16 protein-coding genes and 1 pseudogene are annotated in these 14,419 nt (G+C 59.8%); 6 read left to right on the top strand and 11 right to left on the bottom strand.

Annotated elements, in window-relative coordinates:
• Positions 1-9: 9 nt before the first annotated feature.
• A complete protein-coding gene (locus BLO50_RS00475) occupies positions 10-453 on the bottom strand; it encodes a MarR family winged helix-turn-helix transcriptional regulator (RefSeq protein WP_090247864.1) in 444 nt (147 codons plus the stop codon).
• Positions 454-550: 97 nt separating this feature from the next.
• Here BLO50_RS00475 and BLO50_RS00470 point away from each other — a divergent pair, with 97 nt between their 5' ends.
• From BLO50_RS00470 to BLO50_RS00460, 3 genes are all read left to right on the top strand, one after another.
• On the top strand, positions 551-1,708 hold the full coding sequence (locus BLO50_RS00470) for an aminotransferase-like domain-containing protein (protein WP_090251081.1): 1,158 nt from the start codon (positions 551-553) through the stop codon (positions 1,706-1,708).
• A gap of 33 nt (positions 1,709-1,741) precedes the next feature.
• Positions 1,742-2,344, top strand: coding sequence for a glutathione S-transferase family protein (locus BLO50_RS00465; RefSeq protein ID WP_090247862.1), 603 nt, complete (start codon positions 1,742-1,744; stop codon positions 2,342-2,344).
• 114 nt (positions 2,345-2,458) lie between these two features.
• A complete protein-coding gene (locus tag BLO50_RS00460; protein ID WP_090247861.1) occupies positions 2,459-4,393 on the top strand; it encodes a DEAD/DEAH box helicase in 1,935 nt (644 codons plus the stop codon).
• Positions 4,394-4,537: 144 nt separating this feature from the next.
• Here the strand turns inward: BLO50_RS00460 and BLO50_RS00455 are convergent, their stop codons facing one another.
• The 3 genes and pseudogenes from BLO50_RS00455 to BLO50_RS00445 all read right to left on the bottom strand — a co-directional run bounded on the left by BLO50_RS00455 (position 4,538) and on the right by BLO50_RS00445 (position 6,090).
• Positions 4,538-4,981: an NUDIX hydrolase gene (locus BLO50_RS00455; protein WP_090247859.1), complete on the bottom strand. Its 444-nt coding sequence runs from the start codon at positions 4,979-4,981 to the stop codon at positions 4,538-4,540.
• 26 nt (positions 4,982-5,007) lie between these two features.
• Positions 5,008-5,552 (bottom strand): annotated as a pseudogene (locus tag BLO50_RS00450) (P-loop NTPase family protein).
• Between the two features lie 136 nt (positions 5,553-5,688).
• On the bottom strand, positions 5,689-6,090 hold the full coding sequence (locus BLO50_RS00445) for a hypothetical protein (RefSeq protein WP_090247857.1): 402 nt from the start codon (positions 6,088-6,090) through the stop codon (positions 5,689-5,691).
• A gap of 113 nt (positions 6,091-6,203) precedes the next feature.
• Here BLO50_RS00445 and BLO50_RS00440 point away from each other — a divergent pair, with 113 nt between their 5' ends.
• The gene (locus tag BLO50_RS00440) at positions 6,204-6,617 is read left to right on the top strand and encodes a hypothetical protein (RefSeq protein WP_090247856.1); all 414 of its coding nucleotides are present in this window, start codon (positions 6,204-6,206) and stop codon (positions 6,615-6,617) included.
• A gap of 82 nt (positions 6,618-6,699) precedes the next feature.
• Complete coding sequence (locus BLO50_RS00435; RefSeq protein WP_090247855.1) at positions 6,700-7,203, top strand: cupredoxin domain-containing protein; 504 nt, start codon at positions 6,700-6,702, stop codon at positions 7,201-7,203.
• Positions 7,204-7,272: 69 nt separating this feature from the next.
• On the opposite strand, the gene BLO50_RS00430 is transcribed toward BLO50_RS00435, so the two are convergent.
• The gene (locus BLO50_RS00430; RefSeq protein WP_090247853.1) at positions 7,273-7,644 is read right to left on the bottom strand and encodes a glutaredoxin family protein; all 372 of its coding nucleotides are present in this window, start codon (positions 7,642-7,644) and stop codon (positions 7,273-7,275) included.
• Between the two features lie 134 nt (positions 7,645-7,778).
• Between BLO50_RS00430 and BLO50_RS00425 the strand changes: the two genes are divergently transcribed.
• Positions 7,779-8,015, top strand: a complete 237-nt coding sequence (locus BLO50_RS00425) for a DUF3820 family protein (RefSeq protein ID WP_090247851.1) — start codon at positions 7,779-7,781, stop codon at positions 8,013-8,015.
• A gap of 129 nt (positions 8,016-8,144) precedes the next feature.
• Here BLO50_RS00425 and BLO50_RS00420 read toward each other — a convergent pair whose 3' ends face one another.
• From BLO50_RS00420 to nhaD, 6 genes are all read right to left on the bottom strand, one after another.
• On the bottom strand, positions 8,145-9,740 hold the full coding sequence (locus tag BLO50_RS00420; RefSeq protein ID WP_090247850.1) for a malate:quinone oxidoreductase: 1,596 nt from the start codon (positions 9,738-9,740) through the stop codon (positions 8,145-8,147).
• A gap of 387 nt (positions 9,741-10,127) precedes the next feature.
• Positions 10,128-10,676 (bottom strand): GTP cyclohydrolase I FolE, encoded by a 549-nt coding sequence (folE, locus tag BLO50_RS00415; RefSeq protein WP_090247849.1) that lies wholly within the window; start codon positions 10,674-10,676, stop codon positions 10,128-10,130.
• A gap of 86 nt (positions 10,677-10,762) precedes the next feature.
• On the bottom strand, positions 10,763-11,320 hold the full coding sequence (locus tag BLO50_RS00410; protein ID WP_090247848.1) for a Smr/MutS family protein: 558 nt from the start codon (positions 11,318-11,320) through the stop codon (positions 10,763-10,765).
• Between the two features lie 310 nt (positions 11,321-11,630).
• Positions 11,631-11,951 (bottom strand): LPXTG cell wall anchor domain-containing protein, encoded by a 321-nt coding sequence (locus tag BLO50_RS00405; RefSeq protein ID WP_090247847.1) that lies wholly within the window; start codon positions 11,949-11,951, stop codon positions 11,631-11,633.
• A gap of 123 nt (positions 11,952-12,074) precedes the next feature.
• The gene (locus tag BLO50_RS00400) at positions 12,075-12,671 is read right to left on the bottom strand and encodes a cysteine hydrolase family protein (RefSeq protein WP_090247845.1); all 597 of its coding nucleotides are present in this window, start codon (positions 12,669-12,671) and stop codon (positions 12,075-12,077) included.
• 319 nt (positions 12,672-12,990) lie between these two features.
• The gene (gene nhaD, locus BLO50_RS00395) at positions 12,991-14,220 is read right to left on the bottom strand and encodes a sodium:proton antiporter NhaD (protein ID WP_169852825.1); all 1,230 of its coding nucleotides are present in this window, start codon (positions 14,218-14,220) and stop codon (positions 12,991-12,993) included.
• Positions 14,221-14,419: the final 199 nt, after the last annotated feature.

The following is a 14,419-nucleotide window of genomic DNA, read 5'->3' as shown; positions in this document are numbered from 1 at the left end:
GGTGCCCTCTCAGCCTTCATTTGCGCTGTTGTGCAGGGTTTGGTTGACCTGTAACCAGCCGCTCACGGCTGTTTCTCCGGCTTCACTGAACGCCCGCTGCAGCAGCTTGGCCTGTTCACGGCGCAGAGCCTGTTCCAGCTTGGCGCCTTCAGCAGTAAAGCCGAGTAGGCGTTTGCGCTTGTCGTCTTCAGCGGCAAGGCTCTGCACCAGGTTCATTTCCAGCAGCTGACGCAGCGGGGTATTCAGTGCCTGTTTGCTTACTCCCAGGTAGCCGAGCAGCTCTTTCATGCTCAAGCCGGGGTACTTGGCGATAAAGAACAGAATGCGGTGATGCACGCGCGACAGGCCGCGGCGCGCCAGCATCTCATCGGCCTTGGCGGTAAACGCCTGGTAACCGAAGAAGAACGCTTCCATGGCGGTCTGTTGAGTGTTTGGATTTTTAAGGTCAAGCATGTTGACGTATCCAGGCTGATCGTCGTAGCTTCTGTCAAACAGAGCTTTGGTCAAACAGTTTGACCTATTTTTATTTGCCTTCGCTACCGGTGTATCCATGGCCTTCTCCGAACGTGTTGCCCGCCTGAAAAGCTCCTTGATCCGTGAAATCCTGGCTGCCGCGCAGTGTCCAGAAGTGATGTCGTTTGCCGGCGGTCTACCGGCCGAGCCGATGTTGCCGCGGGTGGAGTGGGCGGATATGCCCACCAGCATGGGGCAATATGGCACCAGCGAAGGCGAGCCTGAGCTGCGTGAAGCGATTGCTGAAGAGGCGCGCGCCTTGGGCGTACCCTGTGACGCCAGCCAGGTGCTGATCGTCAGCGGTTCGCAGCAAACCCTGGATCTGGCCAGCAAGCTGTTTATCGATCCGGGTACCGAGGTGTTGCTGGAGGCGCCGACTTACCTCGCGGCATTGCAGGCGTTTCAGCTGTTTGGTGCCGATTGCATCGCCGTGCCGCAGGAGGCTGATGGCCCGCAGATCGACGCGTTGCGCGAGCGGCTGCAGAACCACAAGCCGGCTTTCGCCTATCTAATCCCAACGTTCCAGAACCCTTCGGCGGTGCGCTACAGCGAAGCCAAGCGCGATGCGGTGGCAGCCTTGCTCGATGAGTTTGGCGTGACCCTGATCGAAGATGAGCCTTACCGTGAACTGGTGTTTGATGATGGCAGCGCCACGCCGATTGTCAGCCGCCTTAAGCAGGCCAGCTGGATCTACACCGGCACCGTGTCGAAAACCCTGCTGCCTGGCCTGCGCGTCGGTTACCTGATTGCCACCCCAGACCTGTACCCCTACTTGCTGCGGTTGAAACAGTCCGCTGACCTGCATACCAACCGTATTGGTCAGTGGCAGGCGCTGCAATGGCTGGGCACGCGGCATTACCGCGAACACTTGGCCGAATTGCGTGATTTCTATCGGGTGCGCCGTGATGCCATGCAGGACGTGCTGGTTGAGCATTTCAGCGACCTGGCCGACTGGCAGATTCCTCAAGGTGGGCTGTTCTTCTGGCTGACCCTCAAGCAGCCGCTGGATACGCGTACGCTGCTGGCGCCGGCGCTGGCGCAGAACGTGGCGTTTATGCCGGGCGAACCGTTCTTTATTGATCCGGACGCTAACCCCGGGCATTTGCGGCTTAACTTCAGCCACGTTGCGCCGGAGCGCCTGAGTGAAGGCCTCAAGCGCCTGGCCGAGGTGATTCGCCAGGCACAAGCAAGCTAGTCCACGCGTTAAGCAGGTTAGGAGGAGGGCGATATGTATAAGGTCTATGGCGATTACCGCTCGGGCAACTGCTACAAGGTCAAGCTGATGCTGCACCTGCTGGATCAGCCCTATGAGTGGATCCCGATTGATATCCTCAAGGGCGAAACCCAGAGCGACGCCTTCCTGACCAAGAACCCCAACGGCAAGATTCCCGTGCTGGAGCTGGACGACGGCACCTGCCTGTGGGAGTCCAATGCCATCCTCAACTTCCTCGCCGATGGCAGCGCGTTTCTGCCCAGCGAGCCGCGTCTGCGTACCCAGGTGCTGCAGTGGCAGTTTTTCGAGCAATACAGCCACGAGCCTTATGTCGCGGTGGCACGCTTCATCCAGCTGTATCAGGGCCTGCCTGAAGCGCGCCGCAGTGAGTACGAAGAGTGCCATGTGCGCGGTCACAAGGCACTCAAAGTGATGGAGAAGCAGCTGCAGCGCACGCCGTATCTGGTTGGCGAGTACTTCTCGATTGCCGATATCGCCCTGTACGCCTACACCCATGTGGCGGATGAAGGCGGCTTTGATCTGACGCCCTATCCGGCCATTCGCGCTTGGCTGGAGCGGGTTGCCAGCCATCCGCGTTATGTCGGTATGCTCGACTGATAGCTGTCGGATCAGTTGAGCGGTGAGAGGCGCTGCGCTTTCTCACCGCTCAGTCGCCAGTTCGCCGTAAAAAGCACTTATCATTCAACGATCTATCTTCTGGCTGGGTCGCGAATGCCATCTGCTGTTCAGCGCTACAAGCGGCTGTTGTCCGCTGCACTGGCGCGCTACTTTCCACACACCACAGCTTATCTGCGTGCCGAGCGTGAAGCGGCGGTGCAGTTAAAAAAGCCTGCACCACGGGCCAAAAAAGCGGCTAGCAAGGGTCAATCTGCTGGCGCGAAGCCGTCGGCTAATCCGCGCCGCGCTGCCAGTAAACCACGCACTCAAGGCATTTACGGGCCGGCCATGCTGACAGTCGAGGCCGAGCAAGCTCAGGCTATGCGCGAGCAGGTGGCGCGGGCGGTGACGGCGGGGCTGCTCAGTGCGCCATCGGATGAACAGTGGGCGATGATCCTCAGCAATCATCCGCTGACGCGCATCTTCGCCGGAGCCGGCTCGGGCAAATCCACCACGTTGGTGCTGCGGGTGGCATTTATGTTCTGTCACCTGGGCATCAAGCCCGAGCAGCTGACGGTGATTTCCTTTACCAATGCCTCCTGCGCCGAGCTGCGCGAACAGCTGCTCAAGGTGTTGTGCTTCTTCAACTATCCCTTTGATGCTGTGCAGGGGCGCCAGTGCGTGCGCACCTTCCACGCGGCCATGGGCAGCGTGGCCAAGAGTCTGCTGGACAACCCGCGCTGGTTCGAACAGCTGGATGACCCACAGGCGGCGAGCCGCGAACTGGATAACCCGCTGAGCGCCGGACGCCTGCGGCCGGCCCAACAGCGTCTGCTTAAGCAGGCTTACCAGCAGTGCTATGCCGAGCAGCCGGCGTTTCGGCAAAAGGTGCACAGCCTGCTGCAGTTGCCGCCGCCATCCGATACAGGCAAGCGCCTGCCCAAGGCGCCGTTGGATACCTATAAGCTGGCAGGCGAATTCAGTGCTGCGCCGCTCTATGAAGCGTTCTACGCTCAGGCCGGGTTTGCCGAAAGCATCGGCGTTGAGCTGTCGACTATGCAGCCGCAACGCCTCGACACTGCAATACCAGTGCGTGAGTTTCTTGAGGCATTGCGGCTGTTCTGGCCGTACTTCGAGCGCGCTTTGCAGGCGCAGGGTTTGATGACGTTTAACGGCGCCTTTGCTGAGCTGACGGCGCGACTTAATGCCGACGGGAAAAGTGTTTCGCCACAGCTGCTGGCGCCATTTAGCCATCTGCTGATCGACGAATTTCAGGACATCTCGCCGCAGATCGTGCAGTGGTTGCAGGCCGTGCAGCGCACCCTGGTCGGGCAGGGGGCAACCGTTAGCCTGATGGCCATCGGCGATGACTGGCAGTCGATCTACGGCTGGCGCGGTAGTTCGCCGCAGCTGTTTATCGACTTCGACCGGCACTTTCCCGGTAAAGGCAAAGCCAAACGCAGCGCCGTGCTGACCCTGGCCAACAACTACCGTTCGATTGAGCCGATTATCCGTGATGCTGAAGCGCTGCTCGGCGACGTGCAGCACAAACAGGCGAAGGCCAGTCAGGCGATCAAAGCTACCCAGCCAGGTGATCACGGCGTGCGTCTGATTCAGCGTTTTGACAGCAAGGCGCGTTTGCCGGAGTTACTCAAGCAGATCCGCGAACAATGCGCCTACGCCGCCGCGCGTAACAGCCGCGAACGTAATGCCGTGCTGCTGCTCAGTCGGCGCAACGAACCGCTGCAGGCCATCACCGCGCAGCTGGACAAGAAACTGCCGGTCAAGGCCTACACCGTCCACCGCGCCAAGGGCTTGCAGGCCGAAGTGGCGATCATCCTTGATGAGTGCCAACCGCCCGAGTCACACCCGCTGCGCAATGCGCTGTATGGCTGTTCGGGCTTCTTCAGCAACAGCTACGACCAGGCGATGCAGGATGAAAGCCTGCGCCTGGCCTATGTGGCGATCACCCGTGGCGTCAGCCGCGTCTTTTGGTACTGCCAGAAAACCCAGGGCGCAACGCGCATTCTGGCGGGGCGAGGGCGGTAGTCGATTCGGGGAATGTCAGCGCCAGGCGGTGTTGCCATTCGAAGCGAGAGTGCAGGGAAGTACCTTGAGAGCGTTCGAGAGTTGCGCCGTATGCCCGCATCACCTTGATTGGCATACGGCCAGCCCCAGCCTACTTTTGCGCCGTCACAGCAGCATTGCGCGCTTGAGCAGGTCGTAGAGCCCTTCCGGTACCAGCGGTGATGCCGGGGTGAAGCTGGCGCTGGAGTGCCACGCGGCTCTGAACGGCGCGCCATCGCTTTCGTGGCCGTCTAGCCAGGGTTGTTCATAGACCTCTGCGTCGTCAAACCTGGCATCGTAGACCTGAACAATCTCGTGCCCCGGCTTGCCTGCGTAGGTGAAGATGCTTTCCAGCGTGCCAATCAGGCGAATGTCGCTGATCGAGCGACCCAGTTCTTCCTGCACTTCGCGGACGATGGCGTCGTGACTCCTTTCGCCGAATTCAATGCCGCCACCAATGGGGCGAAAGAGCGTCCGGTTCTCATCGGCGTCGTGGAATTGGTTGACCAGTATTTTCCCCTGATGATGAAAAATGCACAGCGCGAGCGGGCGAATGAAGTGTTTTGCCACGAGTAATAATCCCTTTATTCGGGTCGTCAGTTGATCGAACTGGGCCGGGTTGCAGGTGTTGCGTGCAACTGAGCCAGGAAGGCGGCAATCTCTCGACCGCCTCGTAGATGCACTGTTGGCAAGGTCGGGCCGATGGCCATGCGCACTGCCTCGATACCTTGGCGGTAGCCATGGTCGAACTGCCAGACGAATTTAAGAAAATCCAGAAATGCCCGGTCGAGTTGCTCTCTACAGCCAGCCGGAAGGTCGGGGCGCGGTCGGTTCAAGACGCTACGCACGATGACGCGCCTAAGGCAGGACAGGCGCGGCGTATCCAGCCAGATGATCAGGTCGGCGCTGGCAGGCGCAGGTCGAAGGTGCGGCGGGCGTAGTTGCCTTCGCAGATCCAGGCCTCCGTTCTGAGCGCATCGCGGACCCTTTCACGGAACTGCGCCGCGTCGGGTTCGATCCAGCCGGGCTCCCAGAACAGGGTGTCGAGATGCACGACGGGTGCGCCGATGCGCTTGCCCAAGGCCCGCGCCAGTGTGGACTTGCCGCTGCCGGCATTGCCCAAAATCACAATCCGTTGCACGAGGAACTTCCATCCGTGGAAAAGGGGCGGCGATTCTGCTGATTTTTACCGGCCTGTCAACCGCGGGGTTTTCGGCTTATGCAGTCGACCGGCGTCTGGCCTTTTTGGTCAGCTTACGACCCTCTTAGCCAGCTCCTTAAATATCGCGAAACAGATCATGGGCGTTCAGCAGGTCGTAGGCGATCTGCGGGCGCTTTTCAAACCCGCGGCGAATGGCGGTGGGAATGGCCTGGCGGGTTTTGCGGCACAGCCCGGGCAACTCATCGATCTGAATCGCAATGCCGCGCATGCTGCGTACTTCATTGAAGCCTGGGGCAACCGCAACACGCACGCCGAGTTGTTCGTAGATGCGCCGCTGCAGCTTCTCCAGGTCCGCCAGGCTCTCAAGGTTCTCCAGGCGCTCTAGCAGGCGCTTTTCCTCGGTGCGGGTGAGCAAAAGGATACGGACATCGCTATTGGCTTGCTGCAACAGCTGCTCGCGCCCGCAATCGCAGGCACCGGGTGGGCAGGGTTGGCGCAAGGGTGGGGTGTTGGTCATGGGCTCCGATCATAGCCAGCTGCGGGGGCTTTTGCCCATGCTCAGGCATGGACAAAGCTGCTGTTGGGCGGATAATCCGTCTCCATATCTTTGCCACGACAACATCCAACGCCATGCGCTCACTGCGAACTGCCCTGATTTGCATGCTGATGCTCGCCTTGCCAGCGCAGAGCATGGCCGCTCTCAACATGCAGTTATGCGCGGTAACCCAGCAGAGCGGGGCGATGGCCAAGGCTGATGCGCAAATGGCGGCGCACCATCCGGGCGCGATGGTCATGGCTCAGCCGGCTGAGGCGTCTGCCCATGGCGAACATCACGCCGGCGATAACTCCAGCAAGTCCCTACCTGCCGCCGATAACAGCCTGTGCAGCCTTTGCGCGTTCTGTGTCGGTGCGGTGGCCCTGAGCGCGGTGGTTGTCAGTAATTCTCCACTGCAAGCAGTCGAGCCGTCCCTGGCGCGACTGGATCAGTTTGTCGGCTTTATCAGCGAACCCCTCGAACGTCCGCCTCGGTTATTTTTCGTCTGAACATCGTGTTGCTGTGTTTGGGCAGCTCTGTGGAGCGGTCTGCTCACAGCGTTTATTCAGTTTTTACTCCGAGAAATTAACCATGAGTGCATCTTCAAATTCCGTTGCCTTGCTGTTGAGTCTGGTGCTGCTGTTGGGCAGCGGCGCTGCGTTGGCCGCTGGCGAGCATCACGGCGGGCATCACGCGGCAGTGCCGGCCAAGCAGCAGAAGGCCTGGGGGATTGCCGGCGAGCCGGAGCAGGTCAGTCGTACCATCGAGATCAGCATGAGTGATCAGATGCGTTTCAGCCCCGATCAGCTTGACGTCAAGCAGGGCGAAACCATCCGCTTTGTTCATCGCAACGAGGGGCAGGTTATGCACGAGTTCGTGCTCGGCACCCAGGCTGAGTTACAGGCGCATGCTGCGATGATGGCGACATCTGCGGGCATGCAGCATGACTCAGCGGATATGACGCATGTTGCGCCGGGACAGCAGGAGGAGGTTGTCTGGACCTTCAATCGCGTCGGTGAATTCGATTTTGCTTGCCTGATTCCCGGCCACTACCAGGCCGGAATGGTCGGCAAGGTACGCGTGTTGGCGAACTGAATGGCTGGGCTGAGTGATCAGCTATAGCGCTGAAACAACCGGGGCCGCTAAGCGGCCCCGGTTGTTTTTTCAAACTGCAGCGAAGCGCTCATCGAGATAAGCGATGATCGCTTTGGACTCGTACAGCCAGGTGCTCTGGCCGTTTTCTTCGATGCGCAGGCACGGCACCTTGATCTTGCCGCCTTGCTGCTCCAGTTCGCTGCGCGCCTGGGCGTCGTTCTTGGCGTCGCGCAGGGCCACTGGCACATTCAGCTTGTGCAGGGTGCGGCGGGTTTTTACGCAGAACGGGCAGGCGTGGAACTGGTACAGCGCGAGGTTGCTGGCGCTTTGCTCGACCGCAGCCTGAGCTTCTGGGGTGCGTTTAAGCTTGGCCGGACGGCTGATCCAGTCGAGGAAGATGATCAACTGGCCGAGGCCAATGCGCAGTGCCTTGATAATCATGCGGGGGCAAACCTTGGGTAGCTAAATACGGGCGCGCAGCTTACCCGAGTTTGCTGCGATTGGCCCGGCGCTGGCCGTGCTCCCGGTCGAACGGCATAATTTGCGCTCGATTGCCTGACCCTGCTGAGCCTGCGATGAAACCCGAAGACCTGTTGCTGCTGGTGACCCGCGAAATGCCGTTTGGCAAATACAAAGGCCGTTTGCTCGCCGATCTGCCGGGTAACTACCTCAACTGGTTTGCCCGTGAAGGTTTCCCCCAGGGTGAAATCGGCCGGCTGCTGGCGCTGATGCAGGAGATCGACCACAACGGCCTGTCGGGCCTGCTCGACCCTTTACGCACCAAGCCTCGGGTGCCGTTCAAGGGCCAGTAGGTTTTCACAGTGCAATAAAAAACCGGCTTGTGGCCGGTTTTTTATTGCACGCCATCCATGGCTACAGGGTGTGTCGCCGTAGCGACGGTAAACAGTGCTTCGGGCAATCTGCATTGCCCAGCAGGCGCTTTACTGCGCCTGGCTGACCTCTGGGGTGAGGGCCAGCGGTGGCACTTCAACGAACTCCAGTTGCAGGCGTTCGCTGCTCCAGGCGCGGGTCTGATTAGTCAGCGCCAGGTCGTCATTCAGCTTTTGGCCGTAGGACGGGATGATTTCTTTCAGCTTGGTTTGCCATTCTGGGCTCTGCATCTCGTCCTTGAAGGTCTTCTCCAGCACCGAGAGCATGATCGGTGCGGCGGTCGAGGCGCCTGGCGAGGCACCGAGCAGCGCGGCGATGCTGCCATCAGCGGCGCTGACCACTTCGGTGCCGAACTGCAGAATGCCGCCGTGTTCGGCGTCTTTCTTGATGATCTGCACGCGCTGACCCGCCTGGATCAGTTCCCAATCCTCCGATTTGGCATTGGGGAAGTACTCGCGCAGCGAATCCATGCGGTCTTCCTGGCTAAGCATCAGCTGGCCCATCAGGTAGGTGCTGAGCGAGAAATTATCGATGCCGGCGTGGGTCATTGGCAGGATGTTGTCAGTGGTCAGGGCGCTGAAGGTATCGAGTAGCGAGCCATTTTTCAGGAACTTTGTGGAGAAGGTGGCGAACGGTCCGAACAGCAGCACCTTCTGGCCCTCGATTACACGAGTGTCGAGGTGCGGCACGGACATCGGCGGCGAACCGACCGAAGCTTTGCCGTAGACCTTGGCCTGATGCTGCGCGACGATTTCCGGGTTGCTGGTGGCTAGGAACGAGCCGCCGACCGGGAAGCCAGCATAGCCTTCGGCCTCGCTGATGCCGGACATCTGCAGCAGCTTCAGCGCGGCGCCGCCGGCGCCGATAAACACAAACTTGGCGTTGATGGTTTTCTCGGCGCCGCCGTTGGCCAGGTCGGCCACCTGCACGTTCCAGGTGTTGTCGGCATTGCGCTCAATACCGCGCACTTCATGCTGCAGGTTAAGGCTGACGTTGTCCTGCTGGCTCAGCGAATCGAACAGCTGGCGGGTGATTTCACCAAAGTTGACGTCGGTGCCGATCGATACGCGGGTGGCGGCAAGCTTCTGCCCAGGCTCGCGGCCTTCCATCACCAGCGGTACCCACTGCTTGATCTGCTGAGGGTCTTCGGAATATTCCATGCCACGGAACAGCGAACTGGCTTGCAGTGCGGCATGGCGCTTCTTGAGGAACTCGACGTTGTCATCACCCCAGACAAAGCTCATGTGCGGCACGTTGTTGATAAACGAAGGCGGATTGTTCAGCACCTTGCGTTCAACCTGATAGGCCCAGAACTGTTTGGAGATCTCGAAGGACTCGTTGATTGCCACCGCCTTGCTGATATCGATGCTGCCATCGGCCAGCTCGGGGGTGTAGTTCAGCTCGCAGAAGGCCGAGTGGCCGGTGCCGGCGTTGTTCCAAGCATTGGAGCTTTCATCGGCGACGCGGTCGAGGCGTTCGTAAATGTCGATGCTCCAGCCGGGCTCCAGTTCATTGAGGTAGGTGCCCAGGCTGGCACTCATGATGCCGCCGCCAATCAGCAGAACATCCACGGATTTTTCCGGCTCGGGGTGCTTGGCGCAGCCGATCACGCTCAGGCACAGCAGGGTCAATAGGAGCTTTTTCATTAAACCAACCATTTCAATCGGTGAAGTCAAAGTGACGGCCTGCGCCGACACGGGATCAGGCGTGTGGCAAAAGCGTGCTGGCCCGTCGGCGAGCGACAGGCGCGGGGCAGGGTGTGCAGGGCGTCGTGTGCATAACGGCAGCGGCCCAAGGCGCGGCGACTGGCGTTGCCTGGGCTAATCGCAAGAAGCATGCCCGCCACTGCAAAGCGTTGGACTGCGGCGCGCTGCCGCAGTTGCACGGGTTTGCTCGACGGCTCTAGGTGGCGTGATCTCGCCATGCTCGGGCGGATTTATTGCGGCTTTTGGCGGAATCTCGCCGCTTGCCTTGAGGATGTGCAGGCAGAAAAAAACCGGCGCAGGGCCGGTTTCTTCTGACTCAGAGCTTGATCAGTTATTGATCAGGCTGAGGAACTCACTGCGTGTGGCGGCGTTTTCACGGAACTCGCCGAGCATCACCGAGGTGACCATGGAGGAATTCTGCTTCTCCACGCCGCGCATCATCATGCACATGTGCTGCGCTTCGATCACCACTGCTACGCCGAGGGCGCCTGTGACCTGCTGGATGGCTTCGGCGATCTGCCGGCTGAGGTTTTCCTGGATCTGCAGGCGGCGTGCGTACATGTCGACGATGCGGGCGACTTTCGACAGACCGAGCACCTTGCCGTTGGGGATATAGGCGACATGGGCCTTGCCGATAAAAGGCAGCAGGTGGTGTTCACACAGCGAGTACAGCTCGATGTTCTTCACCAGCACCATTTCGCTGTTGTCGGAGCTGAACAGCGCGCCGTTGGTGACTTCTTCGAGGGTCTGCTGATAGCCCTTGCACAGGTACTGCATGGCTTTGGCGGCGCGCTTGGGCGTGTCGAGCAGGCCTTCGCGGGATACGTCTTCGCCAAGTTGGCCAAGGATCTCGGTGTATTGCTGTTCCAGGGACATGGACAATCTCGTAGGTCTTTCTGAAGGGCGCAGGTTAGGCCGCGAGGGTCGGGCTGGCAAGTGCGCAGGCCGCCAGCCGCAGGGGCTTATTCGTCGCGGCCATCCATCATGGTGCGCTTGAGCATCACATACACCGCGCCGGTGCCGCCGTGTTTGGCCAGGCAGGAGGTGAAACCGAGCACTTGTGGGTGTTGGCGCAGCCAGGTGTTGACGTGGCTTTTGATCATCGGTTTGCGGCCGTCCATGCGCACCGCCTTGCCGTGGGTAATGCGCACGCAGCGCACCTCCAGTTTGTTGGCCTCGGCGATAAATTCCCACAGGGTGTCGCGGGCTTTTTCCACGCTCATGCCGTGCAGGTCAAGGCTGCCTTCGAAACTGATTTGGCCCAGTTTGAGCTTGCGCATCTGGCCGTCCTGCACGCCGTTGCCGGCCCAGTACAGCGGGTCTTCGGCGCCGACGTCGATCACGAACTGGTCGGACAGGCCGTCGACCTTGATTGAATCCACGCGCGCCGTAGCAGCCTGGCGCAGGGTGGCCAGCTGGGCGCGGTTGGATTTTGGTTTGCCGGTGTCGGCGCGGTCATGCTTGATCGGTTTGACGCCGCGCAACTCGGCTTTGAATAGGGAAAAATCGTCGTCTTGCATTTAGGGTCTGTTACCGTTTTGTCGTGGCTGCGCCGGAGCCTGTTTTAGCGCGAGGCAAGGCACGAGACGCGAAGTTTGGTGTTCCAAATGAGTGTCGAGAAACGCAGTATCGCGCTAAAACAGGCCCGGCCCTTCGGGTTGCGCGAAAAATCTCGCCATGCGGTGTTGGAGGTCTTGGCAAGGGAGCGACCATTACCTGCGTCCTCCGCCTAGCCTGGCGAGATTTTACGCGGCAACGCGGCTCGCGACAAAACGGTAACAGACCCTAGATATCCGCGAAGGCCGTTAGTGTAACCAAGCTGTCCGGCACTCAGTCGCGCTTTTTCATCAGATGTGGGGCCATGCTTAGGTCGCTGGGACGGCGCAGGCGGCGTCGGCAGCGGCGCCAGAGCAGCACGCCGAAGGTCAGCAACAGCAGCCCAATCACTACAAAAACGCTGGCGGCGGCTGGCGATTCGTTCAGTGGGCCGAGCGCAGCAGGTTGGCCGAGCAGGGTGGCGATTCCTGCCATGCTCAGCAGTATGCCGAATGTGGCAAACAACGCTGCTAGGCCAGCGCCCAGGCGCAGGCGCCAGTTGCTGGCATTGCGTGGGCGCAGGCGGCGTGCATCAAAACCATCGGCGTGTTTCATTCCGATTTCCTCATGCCAAGTTCCTCGGTGGCTATCGGCGGTATGACCGGCCGGGGCTGGCGGGGTTCAACTTCGCCGTTCAGGCGCTGTGCACGTTGCGAACTGCTGCTCGCTGGCGGTGAATCAGATCAGCGCACTGGCGCGCGGCACCACTGCTGCGAAATTGTCGCCCAGGGCGATCATCTCGGCACGGTGCATGTCGGCCGCGCTGATGACGTGGCCGTCTGGGGTTGGCAGGTCACGGGTGGCGCAGGCGGCATCGACTACGGTGCAGCGGTAACCATAGTCCTTGGTGGCGCGCACGGTGGTGCTGATGCTCGAATGAGTCATAAAGCCGCAGACGATCAGGTCCAGATGTCCTAAGGCCTGTAGGCGCTCGTGCAAGTCGGTGCCGTTGAATGCGTTGGGCATGCGTTTCTCAATGACCAGCTCCCCCGGCAGCGGAGCAGCTTCCGGCAGGTGATGGCCACGTGGGCCGCGTGGGTCGAGCAGGCCGTCAGGAATACCCAAGTGTTTGACGTGAACAATGGCACTGCCTTGTGCGCGAGCGGCTGCGAGCAGTTTGGCGATTTCTTCCAACGCTGCATCCAGCCCTGGGAGTTGCAAAACGCCGCTGCGGTATTCCTCTTGCGCATCGATGATCAGCAAGGTCGCATTGCTCAGGCTGGCGGGGGCATGGCCGCGGCCAGTGAGGGCGAACATGGTTTTAGGGGCGGACATGGCAGGAACTCCAGGCTGGCATGGACAGTGGGTCTATTGTCCGCCTGTGCTGCGCTGCTGTGAACCTTTGTGGTCGATGATCTTGCGTGCTGCCTATCCGGCGAGCAGAATCGAGGTGCTGCCGAGGAACGGCTATTTCAAGCAAAGGAGCTGCAATATGAGCCTGATTGCACTGTTTTCCGAACATTTCTGGCTGTTGTTTGCCGTGGCGATTTCCATCGCTGTGCTGCGCGAATTGCACCTTAAACGAGACTAATGGTGGTGTGCGCCAACGCCGCATTCATCGACAAACGCCAGGGCATGCCCTGGCGCTTTCGTTTTAGTACAGGCCAAACAGTTCGAACTGCAGGTACCAGATACCCAGCGAGCCGAAGAAATTGACCAGAATGGCCGGCAGAAACTTCAGGTGCACTGCGAAGCTGTAGGTCTTGTCCAGCGACATCGCCATGACTCCCGCAGCGGAGCCGACCACCGTCAGCGAGCCGCCAATCCCTACCATCAGCGCATTCAGCGCCCATTGATTGAGGCCCATTTGCGGGTTGGACATCAGCGCAGCCGCTTCCACAGGCACGTTGTCCATAACACCGGACGCGACCCCGAGCACCACGTTAACGGCGGTGGGGTGCATCACTTCAAACAGCTGCGAGATATATGACAACCAGCCGACGTGGTTAAGGCAGGCCACTGAAGTGATGATGCCGATAAAGAACAGCAGCGCGTTCCACTCGACCTTTTGCAGTTGATCCTGCCACGGCAATTCAATGCCGCGGCGCATCAGCAGCCAGGCATACAGGGCGACGATCCCCAGGCCGATGCCTATGGCAAACTCGATGCTGACTTTCAGCACGATATTGCACAGCACCGCGCCAAATACGGCGAAGAAACCGACTATCGCCAGGCCTGCGCCGCCGGGTTTGAGTGCGGATTCGGCCTGGTCAGCCACTTGAATCAAGTCCTGGCCAGTGAGTTTGCGCAGGTAAAAGAAATGCAGGGTCGCGGCAAACAGCAACCAGCCGATCAAGGCGGAGGGGATCAGCAACAGCAGGCCGGCGATGCTGATCTTGCCGGCCAGCACCACCATCAGGCTGGTCGATGTGCCAAGGAACCACACCCCGGAATTGGAGGCGACCACGATGTTGCACAGCGAGATATGGGTATAGCGCTGATTGGTTGAGATGTTTTTTACCGTCTTGCCGAAGATCATTGCGGTGGTGATGTTGTTGAGAAATGGTGAGAGCAGCGCCGACAGCGCGCCTGTGGCCCAGAACATACCGCGCGCACCGAGGCCTTTGCGCATCAGGTAGCCATTGAGTGCAGTGAAGACGTTCCTCTCGTTGAGCAGCTCGACCACCATCCACATAAACGCCATAAAGGCGATCAGGCCGAACAGTTCTTCCTTGATCTCGCTCTGCGCATGCAGAAAGAACTGAAAACCATTGGGGTCGTAAAGCGCGTAGTGGGCACCGATAACGACCAAGCCGGACATCATGAACATCGCCGGCTTGAACTTATCCATCTCCAGTTGTGCTTCAAAAACGATTAGCGTCATGCCAATCAAAAATATCGCCAGCACGAGCAAGCCCGTGATCGAGAACGGATCTATGACCATTTTTAGGAATGTCTTGAGAAGGGAGGGGAAGGGTTTGGAATTGGTAACAAAATTATACTGATGCGCATGGGGCTTGGGCAGGCCTACTTTGTGACTGTAGCGGCCTATATAGTCAGCAATGCGTCGCGCGGCTTAACGA

The sequence above is a fragment of the Pseudomonas peli genome, assembly GCF_900099645.1.
Lineage (GTDB): Bacteria > Pseudomonadota > Gammaproteobacteria > Pseudomonadales > Pseudomonadaceae > Aquipseudomonas > Aquipseudomonas peli.
The sequence above is the reverse complement of the archived record's forward strand: the minus strand, read 5'-3'. Positions and strand labels throughout refer to the sequence as shown.

Excerpts from the sequence above, each read along its gene's own strand:
- BLO50_RS00460 (WP_090247861.1), top strand. The coding sequence starts at position 2,459 with ATGCCATCTGCTGTTCAGCGCTACAAGCGGCTGTTGTCCGCTGCACTG.
- BLO50_RS00440 (WP_090247856.1), top strand. The coding sequence starts at position 6,204 with ATGCGCTCACTGCGAACTGCCCTGATTTGCATGCTGATGCTCGCCTTG.
- BLO50_RS00475 (WP_090247864.1), bottom strand. The coding sequence starts at position 453 with ATGCTTGACCTTAAAAATCCAAACACTCAACAGACCGCCATGGAAGCG.
- BLO50_RS00430 (WP_090247853.1), bottom strand. The coding sequence starts at position 7,644 with ATGATTATCAAGGCACTGCGCATTGGCCTCGGCCAGTTGATCATCTTC.
- BLO50_RS00435 (WP_090247855.1), top strand. The coding sequence starts at position 6,700 with ATGAGTGCATCTTCAAATTCCGTTGCCTTGCTGTTGAGTCTGGTGCTG.
- BLO50_RS00400 (WP_090247845.1), bottom strand. The coding sequence starts at position 12,671 with ATGTCCGCCCCTAAAACCATGTTCGCCCTCACTGGCCGCGGCCATGCC.
- BLO50_RS00420 (WP_090247850.1), bottom strand. The coding sequence starts at position 9,740 with ATGAAAAAGCTCCTATTGACCCTGCTGTGCCTGAGCGTGATCGGCTGC.
- folE (WP_090247849.1), bottom strand. The coding sequence starts at position 10,676 with ATGTCCCTGGAACAGCAATACACCGAGATCCTTGGCCAACTTGGCGAA.
- BLO50_RS00445 (WP_090247857.1), bottom strand. The coding sequence starts at position 6,090 with ATGACCAACACCCCACCCTTGCGCCAACCCTGCCCACCCGGTGCCTGC.
- BLO50_RS00465 (WP_090247862.1), top strand. The coding sequence starts at position 1,742 with ATGTATAAGGTCTATGGCGATTACCGCTCGGGCAACTGCTACAAGGTC.
- BLO50_RS00405 (WP_090247847.1), bottom strand. The coding sequence starts at position 11,951 with ATGAAACACGCCGATGGTTTTGATGCACGCCGCCTGCGCCCACGCAAT.
- BLO50_RS00410 (WP_090247848.1), bottom strand. The coding sequence starts at position 11,320 with ATGCAAGACGACGATTTTTCCCTATTCAAAGCCGAGTTGCGCGGCGTC.
- nhaD (WP_169852825.1), bottom strand. The coding sequence starts at position 14,220 with ATGACGCTAATCGTTTTTGAAGCACAACTGGAGATGGATAAGTTCAAG.
- BLO50_RS00470 (WP_090251081.1), top strand. The coding sequence starts at position 551 with ATGGCCTTCTCCGAACGTGTTGCCCGCCTGAAAAGCTCCTTGATCCGT.
- BLO50_RS00425 (WP_090247851.1), top strand. The coding sequence starts at position 7,779 with ATGAAACCCGAAGACCTGTTGCTGCTGGTGACCCGCGAAATGCCGTTT.